Here is a 23580-nt window from a genome sequence, read left to right as displayed (position 1 = left end):
TGTAAAGACTCTTAATTCCCCTCTTTATCTTTACAATGTTATCTTTACAAAAGGCAGGCTAAACTCAATAAAAACGGGCTTTTGCTAAATCTAGTGCCGTTTTTAAAGGGCTTAGCACAGTGTAAAGAGGTAACAGAGTATGACTTCTATTTTACTGATCGACGACGACATTGAATTGTGTGAAATGCTTACGCAAGTGCTAACGCGTGAGGGTTGGAAGATTACCACCGCCAACGACGGCAGAGCGGGGTTAGAGAGAGCAACAAGCCAGCCGTGGGACATCGTTCTACTCGACATCATGTTACCTCATATCGACGGCTTACAAGTGTTGAAGCAGCTACGCCAAAGTGACGTGGATTACCCTGTACTCATGCTTACTGCGCGTGGCGACGACGTAGACCGTGTAGTCGGCTTAGAGCTCGGCGCCGACGACTACCTACCCAAACCTTTTTACCCGCGAGAGCTAGTCGCCCGTATTCGCGCTTTATTGCGCCGCCAGCAACGAAACAACAGCAAGAGTGACGATACTGAAGTTCAGTCATTACGCTTTGCAGGCTTTAAAATTGATACCAAGGAATGCACCGCTTCCTGCGACAATCATGATCTTGTGTTAACACCAACAGAGTTTGAAGTGTTGCGACAGCTTATGACGCACCATGGTCAGTTGGTCACGAAAGAGAGCTTGTCGATGCATGTGCTAGGCCGTCAGCTAGGCCCTTACGACAGATCGCTCGACGTGCATGTGAGCAATATTCGTAAAAAACTACCGCAGGCTCCAGAGCGCATAGAGACTGTTCGAGGCCGCGGTTATCGTATGGTAGAGTGCTAGTTCTACATTGAATAGGGCGAGTAAATGAAGGCTTTAAGAACTCGATGGTATCAGTCGCTTACCCTTCGTTTGCTCGGCTTGTTCTGGTTTCTTCTGTTAGCTGCTGCCAGTATTTCCTTGTATGCAGCGTTTAGCGTTACACGCCCCCCTTCGTTAGCGCAGGTGTCGGAAGACTTCGAGCGCAGCTTAACACCCATATTTAATACCGCCGCACCTGCCGACCCAGCATTTCAGTCGGGCAGGTTGCTGGTGGGCGAATACCGAATTGTGGCGCGTCAGGAATTGGACGAAAACGGTGTACCAAGTCGTGCTGAATATGCTCCGGGTCTGCATCAAACCGTGATTATGCAAGCCGAACGCTTACTGCAATTGAATGAAGCGCAGCAAATAGCGGTGGGAAACAGGTTACTCGCTGGGCCTTTTACACTAGGGCCGGTGAATTTAGTGATCAGCAGGCCGCTCACCCAAGAAGAAAGCTTAGCGTTAGACTCGCAAGAGCAGCAAGATTGGCTTCCACGACTACTAGTACTCGCGTCGGTGATTACTGGAATAGGCGCACTGGTGTTGGGTATTTGGTTTGTGCGCCCATTGATTATTCTAAGAAACGCCACGCGCGAAATTGCAGCAGGGCAAGCCTACCCAAATTTACGCAAATTGCCGAAGCGAAGAGACGAACTAGGCGAGCTGGCGCGAGCGATGAAACGCACGGCAGAGGAGCTTGCTGTTTCTCGTGACGCCCAAAGACGCTTATTAAGTGACGTTTCTCACGAGCTACGCTCTCCTTTAACTCGCTCTCAAATCGCCCTCGACTTACTGCAAGAAGAATTAACGGGTGACAATGTTCATGTAAACCAGTTGAACAAAGACGTACAGCGTTTAGGACATATTATCGAGAGTATTTTATGGCTGTCGCGCCTAGAAAATGGGTTAGACGAGCCTATCACCGAGCCGTTCTCGCTGAATACTTTGCTAGGCGACATTCAAGCCGACTTAAGCTACGGCAAAGACGACTGGCGTGAAAGACTGCACGTTAAGATGGCGCAAGAGGAAATCACCCTAGAAACAGACGCCCTATTGGTGCGCTTGGTGGTGGAGAACTTAATTCGCAATGCATTTCAGTATGGTGGTGAACAAAGCCCAGTAGAGGTTTATGTACAGCTCATAGGTTCTGAATGCGCAATTACTGTGCGTGACCATGGAGCAGGTGTTGCAGAGGAAAAATTAGAAGAGTTGTTTCAGCCGTTCTTTCGGGCCGACCCGTCGCGGCATCATGGTGCCGGTGTGGGGTTAGGTTTGGCACTTTGCCAGCGTGCTAGCCGTGTGTTGCAGGGTGAATTACATGCAGAAAATCATCCCGAGGGTGGGTTTGCGGTGACACTTTCGATACCATGTAGTGTTTAGCAGATTAATGTAAGAAAGAAAAATAAGAAACAGTGCGCACACCGACTCACAAGAATAGAGACACAGCATGGACAAGGCAGCTCTTCAACAACAACTGAATGCATGGTTAGAGGCTCGCCCCGCAGACACAGATTCAGCGTGGCTAGACTGGGCAAAAACAGATTTAGCTGCGTTTTGGCAGCGCACCGAACATTTAGAATTTAACGGCAAGCACGACAAACGCATTGCGTACGGTGTTTGGCCGCAGTTAGAACCTTCTCCTTGGGTAGTTATTTCGCCCGGTCGTATCGAGTCTTACATTAAATACCAAGAAGTGGCTTTAGAGTGGGCCGCAACGGGTTATTCTGTGGCGCTTATCGACCACAGAGGCCAAGGATTTAGCGAACGCTTAACCGACCACCATGAACATGGGCACGTTGACCACTTTATTGATTATGTAGACGACTTCACAACCTGGATGAGCGAGCTAGAGCCGCGTATTCAAGGACAGCCTTGCTATTTAGTCGCGCATTCCATGGGCGGTGCCATTGCTAGTTTATATATGGCGCAATATGGTCGCGCAAAAGTCCCGTTTCAGTTCAAAGCTGCAATATTAAGTGCACCCATGATGGGTATTAACACCAAGCCATGGCCTGAAAGCTTAGGCAAGGCAATAGTGCGGTTTGGGGCGAAAGTGAAACGCTCGGTTGCACCTAATTCGGCGCACTACTTCATAGGCATGAAAGACTACGACCCATTACCTTTTGCCAAGAACGACTTAACTCACAGTGCGAATAGGTATAGCTGGCTTACGGGTATGTACAAAGAGCATCCGCGCATTCGCTTAGGCGGCCCTACGTGGCAATGGTTAACCGAGTCATTAAATGCCATGGACATTTTGCCCCGCATGGCACGCAAAATATCTACGCCCATTTTATTGATGCAAGGTAGCGACGATGTAGTGGTGATGCCTGAAGCACAGGACAGATTCATTGCAAACTGCGATAATGAACACACACGCTTGGTGAAAATAGACGGTGCCCGTCATGAAATTCTGATGGAAACCGACGACGTTCGTAATCGTGCAATGTCAGAAGTTACCGCATTTTTAGAGTCGTTACCTACGGCTTTGGCAGAGGAATAAGTTAGTGTCGCAAGCCCAGTCTCCCCTACATATTGTGTTGTTTGAACCGGAAATTCCGCCAAACACAGGGAATATTATTCGTTTATGTGCCAATTCCGGCATGCAACTACACTTAATTGAACCCTTGGGCTTTGATATCGACGAAAAGAAAGTACGTCGAGCAGGCATGGACTACAAAGAGCTGGCGCAAGTGAAGTTTCATAAGAACTTCGACGCCTTTTTAGAAAGTGTTCAACCCAAGCGCTGGTTTGCATGCACTACCAAGGGCTCGGTGGCTCATTCTAAGGTTCAATATGAAGAGGGTGATGCGTTAGTATTTGGACCTGAAAGTCGAGGCTTACCCGACAGCGTATTGAACCAAGCAAAAGACGGTTTTCGTATCCGTATTCCCATGCTGCCACATAGCCGCAGCCTGAACCTTTCTAATGCGGTTGCGGTCATAACTTATGAAGCGTGGCGACAACTCGACTATATTGGAAGCTAATGTCAGAACTTAACTTTAAAACCCGGAGAAATAAAATGAAGTACTCCTTATTGAGCTGGATAGGCGCAATGCTTGCTGTTGTGGTAAGTGCTAGTGCGCAGGCGCAAGACACTCCGCGGCTTTATAATTTGTATATGCTAGGTAGCGAATTAGAAATTTGCTCGAGCATGAAACAAGAGTGGTGCGAAAACACAAGTTGGATTCAAGCCAATGAAATGCGCACCGCTCGTTTGTTTGACCTGAGTGACGTTCGCCGCCGGTCAGCAACCAACCAAGCCATTTGGCCAGATAACAGAGAAGACATACGTAACGCGGTAAGTGAAGCCCTGGCACAAATGTCTGAGCACTTTGGCCGTGGCATTGTGCCCGAACCTCGTTTTGTAGAGCGCTTTCGCTCGCGCGCGCACTTAGACTTATTAATGCAACTTACCGACGCCGAATATAACCGCATTCTAGACACGCTCGAGTTACGCCGGTTAGAAGGTTTGAACGAAGTTGCGAATATTGAACAGTCTTCGCCAGTTACCCAAGAGTTTATTACCGACATCGTAAACATGATGCGTCCGATTAGCGGCGGCAGCCAACCAAGATTAACCTTGGTCACTGCAGCGGCTCGAAATAGCTTTGCACAAGTTCAACGCTATACCAGTGCGTTTGAGCAAGCAGGAGCAATTGTGCAATGGCTACCGTTAGACTCGGTAGTCACCAAAGCACAAATGATGAATGCCTGTGACGAATTAGAAGATTTCCGCAGAACAGACCTAGATACCTACGACCGTGACAGAGTGAGCCCGCAATTTCATGCCCAACAAGTGGCCTATTGCGAAGCAGATAATGCATGGCGAGACGTATTAGCAACAACCCATGGCGTGTTTTTCCTAGACGGTCGAGCACAGCGTTTACGCGACGCCATGGTGCAAAATAATGACCCAGTTGGTTTTTTAGGTGGCGTGCTTGAACGTTTCCGTGAAGGCAGCCTCATTGTGTTCTCGGAAGGTGAAGCGTCTAACGCTATGGTGCAAAGTAACATGCTTTCTAACGGCACAAGCCGAGAAGCCATGCGCCGCAGAGCGCAGTCGCGTGCAGCACCACCTTTAAATTGCGACCTAGACAATAGCTGCCCACGCAACTTAGGTACGAACACCGTAACTTATGATCCACTAGGTGGCTTAGGTATCTTCCCGTTTGGAACCGTAGACAGTGAGTTTGCCCAGCGAGGTCGTCAAGTTCGGTTAATGAAGCTAGCACAGCAGGCTGCTATTCCACTGAGCTTCGGTATCGACCGCAACACAGGTTTGCAGGTAAATACCGCGCAAAGTTACTTTCGTGTGCAAGGCAATGAGGGTGTAACTATTTTCGAGGGCGTACAAGGAAATAGGCAATTCACTGCAGCCACATTCCATTACTTACAAAACGGTGCAACGGGTCGACTTACCAGTACCAGCGTGAACGATATTGTTATGCTAGAGCAGCCAACAACAGCACCACGCAATGTCACCAACCGTTTTTTAGACAACACTGGTGTTTATGCGTCTATGACTACGCTATGCCAAAACGGAGTAGCGCAGTTGGTGGAAGACATTGGCCAGTTGATTATGCAAGTGAGCGACGACAGCCAAACACAGTCTAGCCGAGGCCGCTGCCAAGTGGTAAACGGTACTATGGGTGTGGCGCTTAACGACGACTAGGTTCGTTTAGAATAGCCACGCTTAAAAGTAATAGCTAAAGGCCAGGCCCAGTTCCTGGCCTTTTTGTTGCTCGCCGTTACTTAAGCGGTAGCGGTCGGCACGAACATAGAAGCGTGCGTCAAACGCACTGTCTATTTGCAATAAATGCTCTACGTTAAGTTGGCTTATTCTGCCCGCTTCCCCAGCAAATCCTTCGCGCGCGGTGAGTTCAATATGCGTACGCTGAATATTGGAATGGTCTAACAGCATGCCTAATGTGGCGGTTACGGCTACCGGACCTTTTTGAAAGCCGGTAGTACTTAGCTGCACACCTGCCATGGCGTAAGGTACTGCGTGTCCGAACCTATCCGACCAACCTGTTTTCAAGTCGAGATTGAAGTTTAAACAGTCGGTACAACTTAAATGCGTGTTGCTGATGTTTGCCGCAACTTGCCAGGCACGCGATCGCATTTCAGGTAACGGGGTACGCTGCACGTAAAGGTTCGTAACGTCGAACAACTGTAGGCGATTCAACGATATGTTGTTGTCGGTAATGTCGATGTCTGTGCGCAATACTTCCAAGCTGGCGTAAGGCATACGCGCAGCAGAACTTTGCAGTAAGTCGTAGTGTAGCGGCCTGAAACTTAGCCTGCCGACTGTACCTATTTCGCTATTATCCAAGAATGCCATGCGCCACATGCTCGAAGGTACTGCCGTTTCAATCGGTGGTGGCGGCAAAGGACGAGAAACTTGCGAATTTGCAGGAAGTTGTAGCCGTTTGACTAGCGCTTGCTGGCGCAATTGGGGTATCGGCAATTCCGTGTCTGTTTCTTCTAGCGTGAGCAAGTGGCTGAGTATTACATCAATAACTGCCCCTTGTTCATTTGTATTAAGCTCCGCAAACGCCGTGTTTTGGAAGTTTAACAAGTTTGGGTTTTGCCATGTGCTTTCAAGTGCAAATTGCTGATCACTGGTCAGTTGATGAAAAAGGTGTTCGGTAATGAGTCTTCGAGAAGGTTTGTGCTCACGCTCTGCAATTAACGGCTCGCCCTCGTACTCCGCTTGGCTTAAGTTACGCATTACGGTTTCAGGGGCAACCCAAGGCATGTTTGACTGAGCAAGGTCGTCGTTGATCACCAACTCAAGGGTTCTTGCTATGCGCGAAGCGCAGTTTTCAGACAAAAATAAGTAATCAAAGTTTTGCCCCAGGACTTCCCACATGTGAAGAATTAAAAACTCGCGGTCTTCATCGTTCAGGTTCAGTTTGTATTGCCATAAATCGCGCATTTCCGATTCGGAATAAATGGCTGAGTTATGGAAGAACAGTGCTTGTGAATAACGAGCCTGATAGCCGCCAAATAAGCCTTTCAGAATATAAGGAACGATTCCGTCGTCGCCAGTGTCTGCGCCAAAGTTCATGCTGGTGTCGAGTAGCGTTACCGGGGTGTCGTTTGAACTAGGTTCGCCAAGGTGAATAAGCATGTGGCCAAAAAACGAAGCCGGGTTTCCTAAATAACCTGACGCAAACATTACTCCTACGGATTGGTCTTGGTGTTTGCCTAACCACTCGTCGCGTTCTGGGCAATTAGCGTCGGTAGGCTGCACTAGGTTTTGCTGCGCTAAAAACTGGGCGCGCGCAGGGAATTTACATACCGCATGGCCTTCGCCTGCAATTTGTGGTGCTTCAAGCGCTGCTAGCGTAGCTCTTAGTTCTGCATAAGGGTTCTGCCTACCTTGCTCGCTTAAGAAAAAGCGCTGGTCGTTTACAGCGCTTAAAGCTCCGGGTTCGTCTACGTGCAGCAGTTTCAGCCAGGTACGCGACTGCGCAATCACTGCGTAAGGGTCGTCGCTAGCATAGGCAGGAACAGACACAAGTATGGGGAATAATATTAAAGAGAGAACAAGCCTGCGCACAGTACTTCCGAATAGAGTTAGGTTGATCAAAAACGGCGAAGAAAACTTCGCCGTTGTTTCTTAGTTCTTCATTTTGTTCAAAGAAGAAATTATGCGCAGCCTGCTGCTACTGTTTGTAAGCTGCTGTAGTAGCTGTACGCTTTCTCTTCGTGAGACATTTCAGTGTAGTTGCTAGAGCTAGCTACTTCAGCAAGGTCTGCGCGAAGTGCGCCAACAGTTTCTTCAGTTGCATTACAACCTACAAGGTTAAGCGCAGCTGTTAAGTGCTCGCCAGAACCTTGAGCAGTTTCCATCGCTAGCTGGTCATAAGAGCTGTCGATAAGAAGTGCTACGTCTACAATTGAAGTTCCGCACTGCTCTGGAGTTACAGTTGCAGAAGTTACAGCTGTTGTACCTAAATCCCAAATAATGTTCGAGATTGCAGCAGCAACGCCGTTCTCAGGGAAAATCATTGCGCCAATACCGCAATGTTGCCATGGGTTCACTTCCAGGCCTTGCGCTTCAGCTGTTTGAGGAGTTGCCATTAGGCCCGCAGACATTACGCCAGCAGCTACGAGTAGAGATAATTTTTTCATCACAAATCCTTCTTCATACATATTTGTTGTTATTGCTTTCCATGAAACAGTTTCGGTTTTTAAGTGCTTGAGCTGTTAGAAATACAACCGAGCCCGAAACGTCCAAATTTCATATTATGGAATGTTGGGTCGGCTGTAAATCGTTTCGAAAAAATTTACTCAATACCGTACTGGGCACGGTATGCACGAACCTTCTCAAGCATTTCTTCTTGACCAGGTTGTTCCGACAAGTATTCAACCAAATCGTTAAGCGTAACTATGGCGATTACTTTGGCGTCATAGTCGCGCTCTACTTCTTGAATAGCGCTGAGCTCGCCTTTGCCTTTTTCTTGGCGATCAAGGGCAATAAGCACGCCACCCAAGCTTGCGCCTGCCGCCTGAACGATGTCCATCGACTCGCGAATGGCTGTACCTGCGGTAATGACGTCGTCGACCAACATAATGCGGCCTTCAAGAGCTGCGCCAACCAAGTTACCGCCTTCACCGTGGTCTTTCTTCTCTTTACGGTTGAAGCAATAAGGCACGTCGCGGTTGTGGTGCTCAAACAAGCTAACGGCTGTGGTTGTAGCAATTGGAATACCTTTGTACGCCGGGCCAAATAGCACGTCGAACTCAATACCTGAATCTTGCAGCGCAGCGGCGTAGTAACGACCTAGTTTGGCTAAGTCGGCACCCGTGTTAAACAAACCGGCATTAAAAAAGTAAGGGCTTTTACGACCACTTTTTAAGGTGAATTCGCCAAACTTCAGTACACCTTTGCCTAAAGCAAATTCGATAAATTCGCGTTGGTATGCCTTCATCCGTTTAGCGCCTCTTTCTGAATATCGTTTAATTCACGAATGGCGTGCTTAGCAAGCTCTACCATGGCGTTCATTTCGTCGAAGCTAAACGGTTCGCCTTCAGCCGTACCCTGAATTTCAATCACTTTACCCGTGTCGGTCATCACTACATTCATGTCGGTTTCGGCAGCAGAGTCTTCTGGGTAGTCTAAATCGGCAACCGGTTCACCGTTGTAAATACCCACAGAAATAGCCGCAACCATAGACTTCAACGGGTTGGTTTTAATTAAGCCTTTCTTGCGCATATGGTTAATGGCGTCGACCATAGCCACACAAGCACCCGTAATAGACGCCGTGCGCGTACCACCGTCGGCTTGAATCACGTCGCAGTCTACCGTAATCGAGTTCTCGCCCAGCGCGCTAAGGTCTACCGCCGCACGTAATGAACGTGCGATAAGGCGCTGAATTTCCATAGTACGACCACCTTGCTTGCCACGCGCAGCTTCGCGGTCTGAACGGGTGTGCGTAGCACGCGGCAACATGCCGTATTCCGCAGTAACCCAACCTTGGCCTTTACCTTTCAAAAAACGAGGAACACTTTCCTGTACGCTGGCGTTACATAAAACCTTGGTGTCGCCAAACTCAATAAGCACACTACCTTCGGCATGGCGCGTGTAGTTGCGGGTGATCGTTACAGGGCGAATTTGATTGCTGGTACGGCCGCTTGGACGCATAGAAGAACTCCTCGTTAAAAGTGGGCTGGCATGCGGTGTATAACGCGCAAGCAAGCAGGCAAAAGGAATATTGTGGTTGCGAATTATAGCACGGACTCAAGGCTTATTTCGACGAGAAACCCAATACCAAGAAAAGTGATATACTGCGCGGAAATTGAATGCGAATGAATAGGGTAAAACGCATGATCTACAGCATGACCGCGTATGCGCGCGAAGAAATTAAAGGCGATTGGGGCACAGCAGTTTGGGAACTACGTTCAGTAAACCAAAGGTTTCTAGAAACTTACTTCCGACTTCCAGAACAATTCCGCGCCTTAGAAATTCCACTTCGCGACCGTTTAAGAAAGAAACTGCAACGCGGCAAAGTAGAATGTAACTTACGCTTTACCCCAGGCGCAGGCAAAGACACCTCGCTTAACGTGAACGAAGACATGGCAATAGCCGTACTTCGCAGCGCAGAATGGATACAAGAAAAAGGCGCAACCGCCTCCATCGACCCACTCGACGTACTCAGATGGCCAGGCGTACTCAGCAGCGAAGAAGCCGACATGGACAGCCTACAAGCCGAATTACTACAAGGCTTTGAAAAGGCACTCAGCAGCTTTATCGACCACCGCGCCCGCGAAGGCAGCAACATGCGCAGCCTTATTGAAGAACGCCTACGCGACATTCGCAGCAACGTCACCAAAGTGCGCGAACACATGCCAGAAATCATCAAATGGCAGCGCGAACGCATAGCCACCAAATTTGAAGAAGCAAAAATAGACCTCGACGCCGAACGCGTGGAACAAGAAATGGTACTACTCGCACAAAAAGTCGACGTAGCCGAAGAACTCGACCGCCTCGACAGCCACATTAAAGAAACCCTCAACACCCTTGAAAAAGGCGGCGCCTGCGGCCGACGCCTCGACTTCATGATGCAAGAGTTCAACCGCGAAGCCAATACGCTTGGTTCGAAAAGCATTCACACCGACATTACCGCCGCCGCTGTGGAGATGAAGGTGCTGATTGAGCAGATGCGGGAGCAGATTCAGAATATTGAGTGATTTTAAAGAGATTAATTTTTCAATGAATACTGTTAATTGAAATAAAAAATGCATTTGTAAAGGCTCCAAGTGGAGCCTTTGTTGTTTCTAGACGTCGGAATCTAAAAAATCAGAAGTATCAGTACTTACCAAATATTCAACGACTTGTTGTTTTGGCTCAATCCTGGCAACTTTGACTCTATGTTAAGCAAAGGATGACACAATATGAAGGAAGGCTTTTACGAGTTACTTCATTCAGAGGATACGCAACGACTTGTTGAAGAGTCTGGGTTGGAAGAGATCAGTGAAGCGCTAGAGCTTGCGCAGAGTGCGCGCCATCTTGCGGAGGTCGCGACTGAAGAGTTGTCGATTGTGCTTGCCAGTATTGGAGAAGAACGCGGGAATACTGATGAGCGACTGCGACGTCAAATTGAAGTTTTGAATGACGTAATTGTTCATGCCAGAAAGCTTTCTAATCTGGAAAAATCAGTAGTTTATCAAAATCCACCTAAAGTCTTGAGAGCCCTACATCATCCTCTCGAAGACGTTAAGTTACCCCAAGTAGGATTGGCGCAGCCGTGGCTATTTACTTCAGGGAAGGATTCTCCTGCTCTATTTCATGAGCTTCAAGCTGAACTCTCTAACTGTAAACACGTTGATATTTTGATGAGTTTCATAACTGTTTCTGGTGTTAGAAAAATTATCGATCTTCTGCGCGAGATAACTGCAACGGATGCACAACAATCCTCGAGAACGAGTTTAAGAATAATCACGACTACGTATATCGGAGCCACCGACTTAAAAGCGGTTGATATGTTGGCTAATCTACCGAACACACAAGTGAGAGTATCATTAGATGGGCGACGTAATCGCTTGCATGCGAAGGCGTGGATCTTTGAAAGAGATACCGGTTTTGGTTCAGCCTATGTGGGTAGTGCGAATCTATCCGGTGCTGCATTAATGGGCGGATTAGAGTGGACTGTAAAGTTCACTGAAAAGGGACAAAACCACCTTTTCAAAAGGGCAAAGGCCCATTTTGAGACACTTTGGCAAGACGAAGAGTTTCAAGCTTACGACCCGAACAACGAAGTCCATAAAAATGAGTTACATCAGGCATTAGCTCGCGAACGAGGCGCAAAAGATTACGGTGATAATGTCATCACAACATTCTTTGAGATAGAACCAAAACCTTTTCAACAAGTAATTTTAGACCAGCTCTCGAATGAGCGATCACATGGACGAAATAGGAATTTATTAGTAGCTGCCACCGGAACGGGTAAAACGGTTATGGCGGCTCTCGATTACAAAAGAATAGCCAAGCAGCTGGGTGGGAAGCCTAGGTTGTTATTTGTCGCTCACCGGAAAGAGATCCTGACTCAGTCACTCCAAACTTTTCGCCACGTTCTCCGTGATCAAAATTTTGGTGACTACCTTGTTGGTGGCCATCAACCAGCCTCTTTCCATCACTTGTTTGCGACTGTTCAGAGTATAAATAGTCAAGGCTTGATTGACCGCTTTGGCGGAGATTACTGGAATATCGTGGTTATTGATGAGTGTCATCATATTGAAGCAAAATCATTTAAAAGGCTTTTAGATGTTTTGAATCCCCATATTCTATTGGGTCTTACGGCAACTCCTGAAAGAGCTGATGGGCAAAACATTCTGCAACACTTTGATTCTAGACCGGATGGAACCCCATCGGCGCAACTTCGATTATGGCATGCTTTAGAACAGCAATTGTTAGCACCTTTTGAATATTATGCTTGTGCTGACGGTGTAGATTATTCTGGTGTGAATTGGAGATCAGCCAATGAGGCTGCTCAGCTTGAAAAACTGCTAACTGGAGAAATGAGTCGCGCCAAAGCGGTCGTAAGAGCATGGCAGGAATACGTGAACGACATAAAGTTATGTAGGGCATTGGCATTCTGTGTTTCGATCGCCCATGCGGAGTTTATGACTAATTTTTTCAATGAGAATGGAATAAAAGCGTTATTAGTTACGGGCCAAACTTCCGCTAAAGACCGTGCTGCAATTCCTAAGCTTTTAGAAGCCAAGGAAATAAATATTGTTGTAACGGTCGACTTATACAACGAAGGGGTTGATCTACCCTTTGTAGATACTCTGTTACTTTTAAGACCGACACAGAGCGCCACGCTTTTTCAACAGCAGTTAGGTCGTGGGCTAAGACTCTACGATGGGAAAGAAAGCTGTTTAGTTTTGGACTTCGTGGGTCAATATTCAAATGATTTTAGGTTTGATGTGCTTTACAGCTCTATAACCGGTTTATCTAAGCGAGAAATTCTAAAAGGTGTAGAAAATGGATTTGGAAACCTCCCTCCTGGATGCTATTTACAGATGCAAAAACAAGCCCGGGAGCAAATCCTTACAAATTTAAGGGAGGCGGTGAACCTCAACTGGCAAAGGCTTAAAACTGAGCTTGTAAGCTATCAAGTAAGACATTCAGATGATTCGCTGAGCTTAACAAAATTTGTTCAAGAGCAGGCGTTAAGTTTACCTGAAATATATCGCGAAAATGGTGCCTCTGGCTGGACTAGATTAAAACGCGACGCACAGCTTCTGGAGGGAGAACCTGCAGAATTAGAGACAAAATTAAACAGACGCTTTAAGGATCTTTGCCATATTGATGACCCGGATTACATTGATGTGATCCGTTCGATAGGTAATAGAGCCTTAAAAAACGACGAGATGTCACAAAGAAGAGCCCTTATGGTGGCATACCAGGTTTGTGGCGGCTCCAGTGTGCAAACCGTATCAAATTTATTGAATGACTTAGTCAACACTCCGGAACTTTTGGACGAATTGATTGAGTTATCTGACGCATTGGACTCCGCGACTAACGAATACTTCCAGCCTTTGCCAGCTATAGAGTCTTCCGGCTTAAAGCTACATAGTGCATATAAAATACGTGAAATCATGACAGCCGTTGGACATCATACCGAAACGAAATTTGCAGCAGTAAGAGAAGGTGTTTGGCGTGATCAGAACAAAAAATTAGAGCTTCTTTTCGTAACCCTTGATAAGCAAAATGCTCTACATGAAGGAGTTGCGTACGACGACTACGCAATTAGTCGAGAGTTGTTTCACTGGCAAACTCAAAATGCAGCTGCTCCTCACACTACGGCAGGCAAGCGTTACCTTCAAAGCGATAGTAATGGTTGGAAGTTTCAGCTCTTTGTTCGTGTGAACAAAAATTCACCTTACAGAGCCTGTGGGCCTGTAGAGCTTGTCAAAAGTGAAGGTTCTCGACCGATGAACATCACTTGGAAATTAACACATCCTTTGTCTGCGAAATTATTTCAAGAATATTCAGTTGTGAGGTAAAGAAGCGTCAATAAATCAGGACTCACCAATCAGCAAGTTGCTGTGTCTGCTTGATTCTATCCCGTTGCATGAGCATGGCTTCAAATATATCACCAGTATTTCGGTTATTTGGCTGCAAGTTCGGTAAAGCGAAGTTGGCTTGTGTGAAAAACTCTTCTTTGTTGTCTTTCCACGCTGAATCCCACCACGAAACGATGTACTTCTGAGATTCTTTCATGCGTTGTCTGGTGGGTAATTTATCGGACTTTTCATTGTTTAACTTTGCTTGTGCGGGTAATAGGTTCCACAAATCGTTGTTGGGCCATCGTGCAAATGGGAAGGCGTGGTCGATAGCGTATTGAACTCTAGCTAAGTCTTTGCCGGACCAACAACACTGGACGCTAGTATCAGAAAGAAGCTGCGCGACTCTTTGTCGAATTCGACCGGTGTTCCTCTCTGGATTCTCCCAATTTAGCGCGTTTAAATAATCGGTTTTATGTAGACCCCGCTCTTTGTTTCGGGGGTAGCTCTCCATTAAACGAGCCCATTCATTGACGAGAGCCGGTTCTATCCAAACACTAAACCGAGACAGAACCTCCCAAAAATCGGCGGGCACTTCGAACTGACCAAGTGACTTCAGGTAGTTAAAATCTAAAAGTAGCGAGGATTTAGGTTTGGTTGTTCTACTGGTTTCAACATTGAAAATGGCTTGTTCTGTGCCCGGTAAGGTGATGTATTTTACGGGCATATTCTTGATGGTCGTTGAAATATCTTTAAGGGTTTGATGCAAACTTTCTGCTTCTTCTTGGTCGAACACGCATCGTCCAATATAGAAGTCGCTCTCATGGAAGTGTGTTAATTTTTTCCAGCCGTTTGCTTTTACGAAGCCCAATCTAGAACCCGAACCTTGTTTGAGATTCAAAGTGTCTACAAGGGGTTTGTAGAGTTTCAGCCAATATAGTGCGATAAGTCCAAGTGGAAGCTTTACAGTTGAAGGCGTCCGTTCTAGAACGGCACCCGGATGACCCTCTGCAATCCTCAGCAAAGTGCGCAATAACGCAACTTTGTAGGTGGATGACTTGTGGTCGTTGATAACAATGTTTCGAATAAGTGGGAATGCTCCGGTTCCATCATCAGGGAGAGTCAGAACCACTGTTTCCCAATAAACATCATGTCTACCACTCTTATCTTGGGAAACACCCTTGCATGATAAAGAAAGTCCAAATTGTTGAGCTAAATTAGCAAGTTCATCTTTGGAAACAGGATACATTTTTCTCTCATCTGGGCTACTTCCATGGCGAAGAGAAATAACTAATTTACCGTTTGGGTTGAGCAAACTACTCAGCTTTCTAAAGCTTCGTTCTCGTGATGAGGGTGGAATATGCATCCAAATAGCGCTGAGTAAGATGAGGTCAAATTTAGCGTTGATTTGATGAACTTGCTCAAGTGCTGGAAGGCTGTCGTCCAGCCATTGGATATTAGAATTTGCCTCGTAACTTTGAGCGCGCTCGCGAATGCCGTCAGCCGGCTCTACTGCATATACGGTAAGCCCTTTACTCGCGAGGTATCGAGCATCTCTTCCAGAACCAGCTCCTACATCAAGCACAAAGCCAGACTTTGGAATTTCTTCCATCCAATCCTTGTGCACGTCTTCAAACGCTAAGCTGTCGTATTGTTCAGACAACTGTTCAGCGTTTTTAGTGTAGTAGTTGATGGTTTTAGACATTAAAGCAATCTGCTGTAAGAAGTTGGATTTCACTATAAACACTAAACTGCGTTGTTTAAAGGAGCTTTATCGTTGTAGCCGTTATCAGTTACCCTTTGCTTTTATTAAAACAACCAGAATTCATAAAAGGCCCCAAAGTGAAACTAAGCATAGAAATAAGCAAATACCCGCTAGCAGACGAATACATTAAGCCGATCTCAGGCTTCATCGACGAGCTGAACAACAAGCTTAAAGCGCATGAGGGCGTGAAAGTACTTACTAACACGTTGAGCACGCAGGTGTTTGGTGACTATGACTTGGTGATGACTGCGTTGAATGACTGCATGAAGTGGTCGTTTGAAACTTATGGCAAGGTGGTGTTTGTGGTGAAGTTCTTACCGGGCGATTTGCGGCCTGAATAAGTTGTCCTTATGAAAAAGACCGACAAGAAAACAGACAACCAAATCATTAAAGCGCTTACGGAGGTTTGCGAGCGTGCGAAGTTCGAAACCTCGGGCTTTGTTTGGCTTACCCACGCGGTTGACTACAACCGCTTTCCGCAAAGTTTGAAAGTTACGCTGGTATTTAATGACTCGGTGAGTGAAGACTTACTTTTAAGTGAGTTTAAAGCGTTAACTCCCGAGGTGCAGGCGGCGCTGGAGCCCGTTGTCGGAGCTGTGATTTCGCCCAAACAAATCGAGGCGCGCCGCGAACACTCGGTTCACTAATGGTTTACGAGCTGTTCTCGTTTTTTAACTACAACCGCCCACTCAACAAAAAACCACCAATAAGCCCGCTGAATCCGCCGCCGAGTCCACCGATGGCACCTACGTAGCACTGCCACTTCTTATTTTTGGGCATGTGTATGTGTTGGTGCACTCGGCTTTGATTGAACATGACTCCGGCGACAAGAATGCAGTAGGTAATGGTGGGCATAACCCAGCTGTCGTCGAGTGCGTAGCTTGCGAAGAATAGCCCTCCAATCACAACGAAGAACCATGCGGTTTGGTTACGAAGCTTCTTGAGTATCCCTTTCGCTTCTTGGTTGTTGGCGTACTTTTCTGCTTGTTTTGCGCCGATGAAAATTCCGGCAAGTCCGCCTACCAATCCCACGGCTGCGGTGCCGAGTAACATGAACCACTTCCCGAAACCGGTAAGGCTTGTGGTTACCGCTGTTCCCGTTGCGGCAGCTGCCGGTGGAGCCGTGAACATGGCAACGCTGCTGAGTATTGCGGTAGCGCTTAGCGAAGGTGCGGTAAGTAGTGCTGCTTTGCCTACGCGTTTGAGTAAGTCTTCGGCGAGCGTTTTACGTGCCCTCGAAAGGCGCTGTCGCACGGTTGCTGGCTCCAAGCCGAGCAGCTTGGCGACGTGCTCGGCAGACTGTTGTTCGCGATAATACAGCACCACAATATCTCGGCTCTCATCGGGTAGCTTTGCCATGGCTGCTGCGAGTATCTTCTCGCGCTGTGCTTGGTTGAGCTGTTCGTCTGGAAGAGAGTCGTCGACCAAACTTTCGAATTCAGGCTCGAGTGACTCTTGGCGACTCTGATGGTTATGTTTTTCCCGCTCTAACCATTGATAAGCACAATGGCGCGTAATTTGGCGAAGCCACGGTAAGAAGCTTTGGTTGCGCTTCAGTTGGTCGAGCTTTTGCCAGGTTTGTACATAAGCTTCTTGGGCGATGTCTTCGCTGGCGCGAACGTCGTGCACAATAGCTAGCGCAACACTACTGACTAGGTTCTGGGTACTTGCAACAATGGCGCTGAAAGCGGTTTGGTCGCCTTTGCGGGCAAGCTCTACGTTGCTGTTTAATGCTGCGAAATTAGCCATGGGTGTTACCCCCAAAACATTGTTCTTCCATGAAGTTCTGCGTTGCTTGCATAAATGCCTCGGGCTGGTCCCACATAATAAAATGATGCGCTTGGTTAAACTCTAGCAAGCTCACGTGGTCACTACCACTTACTTGTTGTTGGTACTGGTTTAAAGCCATGTCGTGCTGTGATTCGGGCAACGCACCAATGGCAGCCATTTGCAGTACGGGTGTTTGCAGGTGCGGGAGTTCTGGCCGTAAATCGGTAATCATAAGTTCATACATGGCTCGGCCTACTGTTTGCGGATCGGAGCCTTCTGCCATGCTCATAATAAGGTCTTGGCCTTCGTTAGATTGAGTTTGTCGGTCGAGACCCATTTGGGTTTGTTGCACCATCATTTCAACTGAGAGCTGTTGATATCCCTGTAGCATTTGTTCGGCATGGGGTTGTGCTTGCTCAGCAGTCATGCCCGGCGTCATGGTGACTAGCGCGGAGAAGAACGGTACACCGTCTACCGCTACTGCACAGCTTACTTGCTCGTTACCTTGAAGTGCCAACTGATACCCTAAAAACGCACCTAGGCTATGGCCGACAACCGCAGTGTTCGAACCTGTGTTTTGTTCGATGTATTGGTGTAGAGCATTTAAAACCGGCTCTGAGAATGAGTCGCGCAGTTCGGTATTCAAAGGTGTTTGCCCAAACCCTGCTATGGAAATGCGGTGCACGGTGTAACGAGACTCGAGCTGCGCTGCTGTTTCCTGCCAAACACGAGCGTCGCTCATTAGACCAGGAATAAGAATCACGTCGGGCCCATTTCCAGTTACTTGGGTTTCAATAATCGGTGTGGAGATCGAGCTCGCATGCGCGCTAGCAGCGCAAGTAAGTAACAATGAGCCAGCAATAGTTTTAAGTTTGAATTTCATAACCTGTCCTTAATGTGTTGTGGTGTTAACACTAAGGTCAGGTTGAAGCGAAAAAGTGTGACAAACTTTTTTGAAAAAACTTTAATAGAAGTCTTTTTTAGAAATTAAGCCTTTCCGCCAGCCCTGAATACCCGCCACCAAAACTACAACAATGACGCTGATGGAAATTAAATTCTTTAGGATAATAAAAGTAGTATCGCTGATGTCACCTTGCATGTGGCGATAAAAAAGAAGCGCGAAGGTCATAATGTTAATCACGCAAACGAGGACAAGACCCACGAAAAGGTTTCGGCGTTGCCTTTTCTTGTCTTTATATGCTGCGATGGCAGGCTTTTCTTGTTCCGTGGTGGAAACGGTAAGTTCTGAAGCTTCTACCTCTAGCACTGCAGCAATGCTTTTGATGGTTTCTAATGAAGCGGTGGAGGTTTTTTCTAAGCGCTGCAAGGTTCTCATGCTAATACCTGCCATTTCGGCAAGCTGAAGTTGAGACCAACATTTTTGGTTGCGATATTCTTTTATTAGCTTGGCGTTAATTTCCATCTGTTTTCTTTTTTAAGCCGCTTAGTTTGGAAATCATAGCAACTTATTTTTTCTGGAACTACCTCATACGTTCGTCGCAGAGTGCGACGGTTTGATACAATAGGAATCATAAGGTTTAAGCAAGGTATTAATATGTCAGAGTGCTGCGGCAGCGAATCATTAAAATCAGAGCAAGTTCAAATGGACAACGCACAAAAGCGGTTGCTATGGACTGTTTTGGTTTTGAATGGTGTGATGTTTTTCGTTGAGTTTATTGCTGGCTGGTTGGCTGAGTCTAGCGGGTTAATTGCCGACTCTTTAGATATGCTAGCGGACACACTTGTGTATGCAGTAAGTTTGTATGCGGTGGGGAAAGCTATTAAATACAAAGCAAATGCAGCGATTTTCAATGGCTCGTTGCAACTGGCGTTAGCAATTCTTGTGCTAGGTAATGTGCTGCAGCGTTTGATTTGGGGGAGTGACCCAAATGCTTCAACTATGTTGTGGATAGCGGGTTTAGCGCTAATTGTGAACATTGCATGTTTTTTGTTGTTGTACAGTCACCGTAATGGTGACATCAATATTCGCGCAAGCTGGATCTGCTCTCGTAATGACATGATTATGAATATTGGTGTAATTGTTTCTGCCCTGATGGTGGCAGAGCTGAGTACAGCGTGGCCTGACTTACTTATCGCCAGTGTTATCGCATTATTTGTTCTAAAGTCTGCACTGACGGTAATAAGCGACGCCCGAGCTGTAAAGTCGGGCGCTAAAACGGATATTTCGAGTTGCTGTGGTTAGTTTTCCAAAGCTAAGCGTTGTTTATAAAGGCTAAGTTTGACGGCGAGTAGTGCAATAACCCATGGTGCTGCTAACTTTAAAATAGAATGCAGCAGAGCAGCTTCAGGGTGCATAAAAATACTGAGTACACCATAGAGTGTTAATGCACCTGCAAAATACCAAACGGTTTTTGGTGCATTTGATTTTGTTTGCTTATATACCCAACTGCTCACCAAAAGCGCGAGAGCAAAGCCAATCAGGGGCTGGGCAATGGCAATAATTGAAGCAGTCGGCTCTACTGCCGGCAGCTGCGCAGGTGGAATAGTATTAAACAGCTGCATAAGTACCATAATTAAAATAGAACTCAGCAGCACCCCGCCTGCTATATAAGTAAGTACTCCAATGGTTAGCCATTTTATGTCTAAGTTTTTCATTGTAATTTCCCTTTTCGTATTCAAGTAAGTGATGTTTTTACTCATTCACATGAGCTGGCTTCACAATAGCGCTAGGCGCAGAACCGCGTGACGACACTTATAGGAAAGGCATAGGAAATGAGTATGAAACGAATGCGACAGTAATATGACAAGATGGTGCAGTAGTTGCTTTTAAGAAAGCTTTTCATTACAAATAGGATATCTATCAAAGGCTTTGCTCTGGAACAGTGCGAAACCGATTATGAAGAGTAGTGAAATTGAACACGAGTAGCGCCGCCCCTTCTAATCTTTTCTTTGCTGTAATCTACGGTTCGATAGCGGCGTTTTTTAATGCTTTCTTTCTAGTTAATTCCTATGGCGAACTCTGGTTTCACTTCGGTCAACTGTTCGTTCTTCTATGCCTGATGAGCCGAGGCTTTAAACCTGCTCTAATTGCTTGTTTGTTCTCTTCGGTAAGCCTTTGGTTAAAAACTGATAACCCTTATTTCATTTTCTTAATGTTTGCGGAGCTTATCGTTGTTTATTGGTTTTATAAGCGAGGTATGTCTCTGGTTATAGCCGACGTAATTTATTGGCTAATAGTTGGTATACCTGTTTCGTATGGCATTATGAATAGCCAATACAATTACTACCCCCAAGACTACATGTTCCTAGTGCTTCTGAAGCAGCTTTTAAATGGCCTGATTTACACTATTGCAGCCAGTCTTTTGATGGTTTTTATTCCGCTGAAATGGTGCGACTTAAGCGCTCGAAATAAGCCTATTAAACTGAGTGCTCGAATTTTTTACCTCGCAATGAACACCACTTTTCTACCAGCATTGCTCGTTGCGTTGGTGTTAACTTCAAAAACCGTAGAAACTTACGAGCGCGAGTTTGCTTCTAACCTTGAAAGCACAGCTGCGCAATTGAACAATCTGAGTGAAAGGTATTTGCGTAACCACCAGAACGTAATTAAACAGTTGGCCGAATTGCTCTCTTTCTCGGACAACCCACAGTTACTTTTAGAGGCCACGCAGAATAATTTCCCTGGCTTTATTACCATGTTAATTGCAGACGCAAGCGGAAATATTACCCATGGTACACCGAAGGAAACTTTTCAGCGGTTGCTCGATTCACCAGACCCGGTAAACCGGAATGTAGCAGACAGAGACTATTTTCGTGTGCCTTTTCAGTGGCAAGAAAGCTTCGTTTCTAATGTGTTTCAGGGGCGCGGTTTTGGCAACGACATGATTATTGCGGTGAGTAGCCCAATTATTGTGGACGGAGAAACGGTTGGGGTGGTTGAAGGTTCTTTGAACCTGCCTAGGCTGGAAGTACTGCAAGAAAGCCTAAACGAAAGCGTTAGCGAGCAATACATTGTGTTAGCAGACGCCTCGGGTCAGGTTATTCACACCTCTAGCAACTTACCGTTTACGGCTGAAGATAATTTTAATGTTACCGAGCAAGAGAACCGTTACACGGACAGCATTAAATTAACTTCGATTCAGGGAGACGAATTTTTCTACGAGATGGTAGAGAGCTCTTTTGGTTGGAAAGCTTATGTATTTTCAGACCCCGATGTGATTACCCAAGTTTTTATTAGAAACATGATTATATTGCTGATCTCACTGTTTCTGATTTCCACATTCTTCTTGGTTACGGTACGGCGCTTCGCAATGCAATTTACCTTGCCGTTAAAAAGCTTAATTGAGCAGTTCACTAATAAGAAAGACTATTTGGTGCCAGCAGATTCTTTGTTCCTTACTACCGAGGTAGAAGAAGTAGGCCAGCAGCTGCAAGAAAGTAAACGGGTCATGATGGATTTTAACCGTAAGCTGGAAGAAGAGGTGGAACAAAAAACCAAGGAACTCTCAGAGCTAAATGCGCGTTTGGCAGAGACGGTAAAAAGAGATGCACTAACAGGCTTATTTAACCGCCGTTACTTCGACGAAACAGCTCAGGTGATATACAAGTCGAACACACGTAACGAGCAACCCCTTTCGGTGGTGGGCTTAGACATCGACTTCTTTAAAAAAATTAACGACACCTACGGACATTCCAAGGGTGACGACTGCTTGAAAGTTATTGCTGAAATGCTGAAGTCGTTTTTTCACAGGGAGTCAGACCTTGTCGCCCGCTATGGTGGCGAGGAATTCGTAATGATTCTTACAGGAGGCTCATGTGAAGAGCATTTCGCGCAAATCGAGAGTTTCCGCAAGGCGCTAGAAGAAAAAGACATCCCTATTGAAGCTGGAAGCTTGAATATGACGGTGAGTATAGGCATGGTTTCGTTGCAAGACGATTTTGCACTCGACTTAGATACTGCAATGAGACTTGCCGACGAGGCGTTGTACACGAGTAAAGAAGAAGGTAGAAATCGCACTACAGTGTTCAACAAGTAATTTCGTGAACATTCAAAAGTGATGAGTAATTTATGCAAACCATTCTGGGCGCTACCGGACAAATTGGCACTGAATTAGCTCGATCGTTGCATCGAGACCATACCGACCTTATTCGCTTGGTAAGCCGCAACCCTAAACCACTACATGAAACCGATGAGTTGATCCCTGCTGACCTATTAGACGCCGAATCCACGTTGAACGCGGTGAAAGGATCAAAGGTCGTATATCTTACTGCAGGCTTGCCCATGGACACTGCGCGTTGGGTGCGGGAATGGCCGGTAATAATGACCAATGTGTTGCGTGCTTGTGAGCAAGAAAGCGCAAAGCTGGTGTTTTTCGACAACACCTACATGTACCCGCAAACCTCACTCCCACAAACTGAGGAAACTAAGTTTCAGCCTTACGGCAAAAAGGGTGAAGTGCGCGCGCAAATTACCAACCAAATGCTTGAGGCAATGTCGCAGAGCCGCATTGAGGGCATGATATGCAGAGCGCCGGAGTTTTATGGTCCGGGTAAAACACAAAGTATTACCAATGCCACTATTCTAGAGAATATTGCCGCAGGAAAGCCTGCTAAGGTTTTCGTTAGTGCAGACACCAAACGGTCACTGATTTACACGCCAGACGCCAGCAGAGCAATGGCCTTACTGGGCAACACCGCCGATGCTTTTGGTGAAACATGGCACTTGCCGTGTGACGACAACCGGTTAACTTACCGCGAGTTTATTGAGCTAGCCGGAAAAGCTTCAGGGCAATCTGCGAGCTTTAAAGTGATTAAGAAGTGGCAGTTAAAATTAGCGGGCTTGTTTAATTCGGTCATTCGAGACGCGGGTGAGCTTTTGCCTAGATATGAAACCGACAATGTATTTATGTCCGAGAAGTTCAAGAACCGTTTCCCCAAGTTTGAAGCTACGACTTTTGAGAAAGGCTTAATGGAATATTTCTCGGAGGTACGGGAGAAAAAGGATGCCTCTTAGTTATGAGTCAGAATTCTCTTGCCCCTATTGTATGGCGCCCAATATGCTCGAAATTGACGCATTAAATGACATTGAACAGTCGCAAATTGTCGACTGCCAGGTCTGTTGCCAACCTATCGAGATTACCGTTCATGAAAACATGGACGGGGATTTCGAGATTATTGCTCGCACCGATGATGAGTAGCCACCCGCCTTTAT

At 46.5% G+C, this 23580-nt stretch carries 22 protein-coding genes; 13 read left to right on the top strand and 9 right to left on the bottom strand.

Annotated features, from left to right (window positions below; translation table 11 throughout):
* The first annotated feature begins 139 nt into the window (after positions 1-139).
* From DQX04_RS10565 to DQX04_RS10545, 5 genes are all read left to right on the top strand, one after another.
* The gene (locus DQX04_RS10565) at positions 140-829 is read left to right on the top strand and encodes a response regulator transcription factor (protein ID WP_111915895.1); all 690 of its coding nucleotides are present in this window, start codon (positions 140-142) and stop codon (positions 827-829) included.
* A gap of 24 nt (positions 830-853) precedes the next feature.
* Positions 854-2230 (top strand): HAMP domain-containing sensor histidine kinase, encoded by a 1377-nt coding sequence (locus DQX04_RS10560; RefSeq protein WP_111915894.1) that lies wholly within the window; start codon positions 854-856, stop codon positions 2228-2230.
* A 67-nt stretch (positions 2231-2297) separates the two neighbouring features.
* Complete coding sequence (locus tag DQX04_RS10555) at positions 2298-3353, top strand: alpha/beta fold hydrolase (protein ID WP_111915893.1); 1056 nt, start codon at positions 2298-2300, stop codon at positions 3351-3353.
* A 4-nt stretch (positions 3354-3357) separates the two neighbouring features.
* The gene (trmL, locus tag DQX04_RS10550) at positions 3358-3837 is read left to right on the top strand and encodes a tRNA (uridine(34)/cytosine(34)/5-carboxymethylaminomethyluridine(34)-2'-O)-methyltransferase TrmL (RefSeq protein ID WP_111915892.1); all 480 of its coding nucleotides are present in this window, start codon (positions 3358-3360) and stop codon (positions 3835-3837) included.
* 35 nt (positions 3838-3872) lie between these two features.
* The gene (locus tag DQX04_RS10545; RefSeq protein ID WP_126266350.1) at positions 3873-5525 is read left to right on the top strand and encodes a hypothetical protein; all 1653 of its coding nucleotides are present in this window, start codon (positions 3873-3875) and stop codon (positions 5523-5525) included.
* Positions 5526-5546: 21 nt separating this feature from the next.
* Here DQX04_RS10545 and DQX04_RS10540 read toward each other — a convergent pair whose 3' ends face one another.
* The 4 genes from DQX04_RS10540 to rph form a co-directional block, all read right to left on the bottom strand.
* A complete protein-coding gene (locus tag DQX04_RS10540) occupies positions 5547-7418 on the bottom strand; it encodes a DUF4105 domain-containing protein (protein ID WP_165831987.1) in 1872 nt (623 codons plus the stop codon).
* 89 nt (positions 7419-7507) lie between these two features.
* A complete protein-coding gene (locus DQX04_RS10535; RefSeq protein ID WP_165831986.1) occupies positions 7508-7993 on the bottom strand; it encodes a DUF3015 family protein in 486 nt (161 codons plus the stop codon).
* Between the two features lie 155 nt (positions 7994-8148).
* Entirely contained in the window at positions 8149-8793 is a 645-nt protein-coding gene (pyrE, locus tag DQX04_RS10530) for an orotate phosphoribosyltransferase (protein ID WP_111915888.1), read from the bottom strand.
* The gene (rph, locus tag DQX04_RS10525) at positions 8790-9506 is read right to left on the bottom strand and encodes a ribonuclease PH (RefSeq protein WP_111915887.1); all 717 of its coding nucleotides are present in this window, start codon (positions 9504-9506) and stop codon (positions 8790-8792) included. The genes pyrE and rph overlap by 4 nt, the downstream gene beginning before the upstream one ends.
* Before the next feature lie 182 nt (positions 9507-9688).
* Between rph and DQX04_RS10520 the strand changes: the two genes are divergently transcribed.
* Together DQX04_RS10520 and DQX04_RS10515 are read left to right on the top strand one after the other, a co-directional pair.
* Positions 9689-10552: a YicC/YloC family endoribonuclease gene (locus DQX04_RS10520; RefSeq protein ID WP_111915886.1), complete on the top strand. Its 864-nt coding sequence runs from the start codon at positions 9689-9691 to the stop codon at positions 10550-10552.
* 204 nt (positions 10553-10756) lie between these two features.
* A complete protein-coding gene (locus DQX04_RS10515) occupies positions 10757-13873 on the top strand; it encodes a DUF3427 domain-containing protein (protein WP_111915885.1) in 3117 nt (1038 codons plus the stop codon).
* A 22-nt stretch (positions 13874-13895) separates the two neighbouring features.
* Here DQX04_RS10515 and DQX04_RS10510 read toward each other — a convergent pair whose 3' ends face one another.
* On the bottom strand, positions 13896-15578 hold the full coding sequence (locus DQX04_RS10510) for a class I SAM-dependent methyltransferase (protein WP_111915999.1): 1683 nt from the start codon (positions 15576-15578) through the stop codon (positions 13896-13898).
* A 137-nt stretch (positions 15579-15715) separates the two neighbouring features.
* Here DQX04_RS10510 and DQX04_RS10505 point away from each other — a divergent pair, with 137 nt between their 5' ends.
* Together DQX04_RS10505 and DQX04_RS10500 are read left to right on the top strand one after the other, a co-directional pair.
* The gene (locus DQX04_RS10505; protein WP_111915998.1) at positions 15716-15979 is read left to right on the top strand and encodes a hypothetical protein; all 264 of its coding nucleotides are present in this window, start codon (positions 15716-15718) and stop codon (positions 15977-15979) included.
* A 9-nt stretch (positions 15980-15988) separates the two neighbouring features.
* The gene (locus DQX04_RS10500; RefSeq protein ID WP_111915884.1) at positions 15989-16285 is read left to right on the top strand and encodes a hypothetical protein; all 297 of its coding nucleotides are present in this window, start codon (positions 15989-15991) and stop codon (positions 16283-16285) included.
* Between the two features lie 28 nt (positions 16286-16313).
* Here the strand turns inward: DQX04_RS10500 and DQX04_RS10495 are convergent, their stop codons facing one another.
* The 3 genes from DQX04_RS10495 to DQX04_RS10485 all read right to left on the bottom strand — a co-directional run bounded on the left by DQX04_RS10495 (position 16314) and on the right by DQX04_RS10485 (position 18831).
* Entirely contained in the window at positions 16314-17387 is a 1074-nt protein-coding gene (locus DQX04_RS10495) for an RNA polymerase sigma factor (RefSeq protein WP_111915883.1), read from the bottom strand.
* The gene (locus DQX04_RS10490) at positions 17380-18291 is read right to left on the bottom strand and encodes an alpha/beta fold hydrolase (RefSeq protein ID WP_111915882.1); all 912 of its coding nucleotides are present in this window, start codon (positions 18289-18291) and stop codon (positions 17380-17382) included. The genes DQX04_RS10495 and DQX04_RS10490 overlap by 8 nt, the downstream gene beginning before the upstream one ends.
* Before the next feature lie 81 nt (positions 18292-18372).
* Positions 18373-18831 (bottom strand): helix-turn-helix domain-containing protein, encoded by a 459-nt coding sequence (locus DQX04_RS10485; RefSeq protein WP_111915881.1) that lies wholly within the window; start codon positions 18829-18831, stop codon positions 18373-18375.
* 132 nt (positions 18832-18963) lie between these two features.
* Here DQX04_RS10485 and DQX04_RS10480 point away from each other — a divergent pair, with 132 nt between their 5' ends.
* Entirely contained in the window at positions 18964-19611 is a 648-nt protein-coding gene (locus tag DQX04_RS10480) for a cation transporter (protein WP_111915880.1), read from the top strand.
* Here the strand turns inward: DQX04_RS10480 and DQX04_RS10475 are convergent.
* Complete coding sequence (locus tag DQX04_RS10475) at positions 19608-20069, bottom strand: hypothetical protein (RefSeq protein WP_126266349.1); 462 nt, start codon at positions 20067-20069, stop codon at positions 19608-19610. The genes DQX04_RS10480 and DQX04_RS10475 overlap by 4 nt on opposite strands.
* 497 nt (positions 20070-20566) lie before the next feature.
* On the opposite strand from DQX04_RS10475, the gene DQX04_RS10470 reads away from it, so the two are divergent.
* The 3 genes from DQX04_RS10470 to DQX04_RS10460 are packed head-to-tail and all read left to right on the top strand — an operon-like array spanning position 20567 to position 23566.
* Positions 20567-22405, top strand: coding sequence for a diguanylate cyclase (locus DQX04_RS10470; RefSeq protein ID WP_165831985.1), 1839 nt, complete (start codon positions 20567-20569; stop codon positions 22403-22405).
* A gap of 32 nt (positions 22406-22437) precedes the next feature.
* Complete coding sequence (locus DQX04_RS10465; protein ID WP_111915877.1) at positions 22438-23382, top strand: NAD-dependent epimerase/dehydratase family protein; 945 nt, start codon at positions 22438-22440, stop codon at positions 23380-23382.
* A complete protein-coding gene (locus tag DQX04_RS10460; RefSeq protein WP_111915876.1) occupies positions 23372-23566 on the top strand; it encodes a CPXCG motif-containing cysteine-rich protein in 195 nt (64 codons plus the stop codon). Before DQX04_RS10465 ends, DQX04_RS10460 begins: the two co-directional genes overlap by 11 nt.
* Positions 23567-23580 lie beyond the last annotated feature (14 nt).

This window comes from Aliidiomarina sp. B3213 (assembly GCF_003290085.1).
Classification (GTDB): domain Bacteria; phylum Pseudomonadota; class Gammaproteobacteria; order Enterobacterales; family Alteromonadaceae; genus Aliidiomarina.
This window is presented reverse-complemented; position numbering and strand designations above follow the sequence as displayed.

Bases quoted from the DNA above. Each gene is read 5' to 3' on its own strand.
- DQX04_RS10565 (WP_111915895.1), top strand. From the start codon at position 140: ATGACTTCTATTTTACTGATCGACGACGACATTGAATTGTGTGAAATG.
- DQX04_RS10560 (WP_111915894.1), top strand. From the start codon at position 854: ATGAAGGCTTTAAGAACTCGATGGTATCAGTCGCTTACCCTTCGTTTG.
- DQX04_RS10555 (WP_111915893.1), top strand. From the start codon at position 2,298: ATGGACAAGGCAGCTCTTCAACAACAACTGAATGCATGGTTAGAGGCT.
- DQX04_RS10545 (WP_126266350.1), top strand. From the start codon at position 3,873: ATGAAGTACTCCTTATTGAGCTGGATAGGCGCAATGCTTGCTGTTGTG.
- DQX04_RS10535 (WP_165831986.1), bottom strand. From the start codon at position 7,993: ATGAAAAAATTATCTCTACTCGTAGCTGCTGGCGTAATGTCTGCGGGC.
- pyrE (WP_111915888.1), bottom strand. From the start codon at position 8,793: ATGAAGGCATACCAACGCGAATTTATCGAATTTGCTTTAGGCAAAGGT.
- rph (WP_111915887.1), bottom strand. From the start codon at position 9,506: ATGCGTCCAAGCGGCCGTACCAGCAATCAAATTCGCCCTGTAACGATC.
- DQX04_RS10520 (WP_111915886.1), top strand. From the start codon at position 9,689: ATGATCTACAGCATGACCGCGTATGCGCGCGAAGAAATTAAAGGCGAT.
- DQX04_RS10515 (WP_111915885.1), top strand. From the start codon at position 10,757: ATGAAGGAAGGCTTTTACGAGTTACTTCATTCAGAGGATACGCAACGA.
- DQX04_RS10510 (WP_111915999.1), bottom strand. From the start codon at position 15,578: ATGTCTAAAACCATCAACTACTACACTAAAAACGCTGAACAGTTGTCT.
- DQX04_RS10500 (WP_111915884.1), top strand. From the start codon at position 15,989: ATGAAAAAGACCGACAAGAAAACAGACAACCAAATCATTAAAGCGCTT.
- DQX04_RS10495 (WP_111915883.1), bottom strand. From the start codon at position 17,387: ATGGCTAATTTCGCAGCATTAAACAGCAACGTAGAGCTTGCCCGCAAA.
- DQX04_RS10490 (WP_111915882.1), bottom strand. From the start codon at position 18,291: ATGAAATTCAAACTTAAAACTATTGCTGGCTCATTGTTACTTACTTGC.
- DQX04_RS10485 (WP_111915881.1), bottom strand. From the start codon at position 18,831: ATGGAAATTAACGCCAAGCTAATAAAAGAATATCGCAACCAAAAATGT.
- DQX04_RS10480 (WP_111915880.1), top strand. From the start codon at position 18,964: ATGTCAGAGTGCTGCGGCAGCGAATCATTAAAATCAGAGCAAGTTCAA.
- DQX04_RS10475 (WP_126266349.1), bottom strand. From the start codon at position 20,069: ATGAGTAAAAACATCACTTACTTGAATACGAAAAGGGAAATTACAATG.
- DQX04_RS10470 (WP_165831985.1), top strand. From the start codon at position 20,567: ATGTCTCTGGTTATAGCCGACGTAATTTATTGGCTAATAGTTGGTATA.
- DQX04_RS10465 (WP_111915877.1), top strand. From the start codon at position 22,438: ATGCAAACCATTCTGGGCGCTACCGGACAAATTGGCACTGAATTAGCT.
- DQX04_RS10460 (WP_111915876.1), top strand. From the start codon at position 23,372: ATGCCTCTTAGTTATGAGTCAGAATTCTCTTGCCCCTATTGTATGGCG.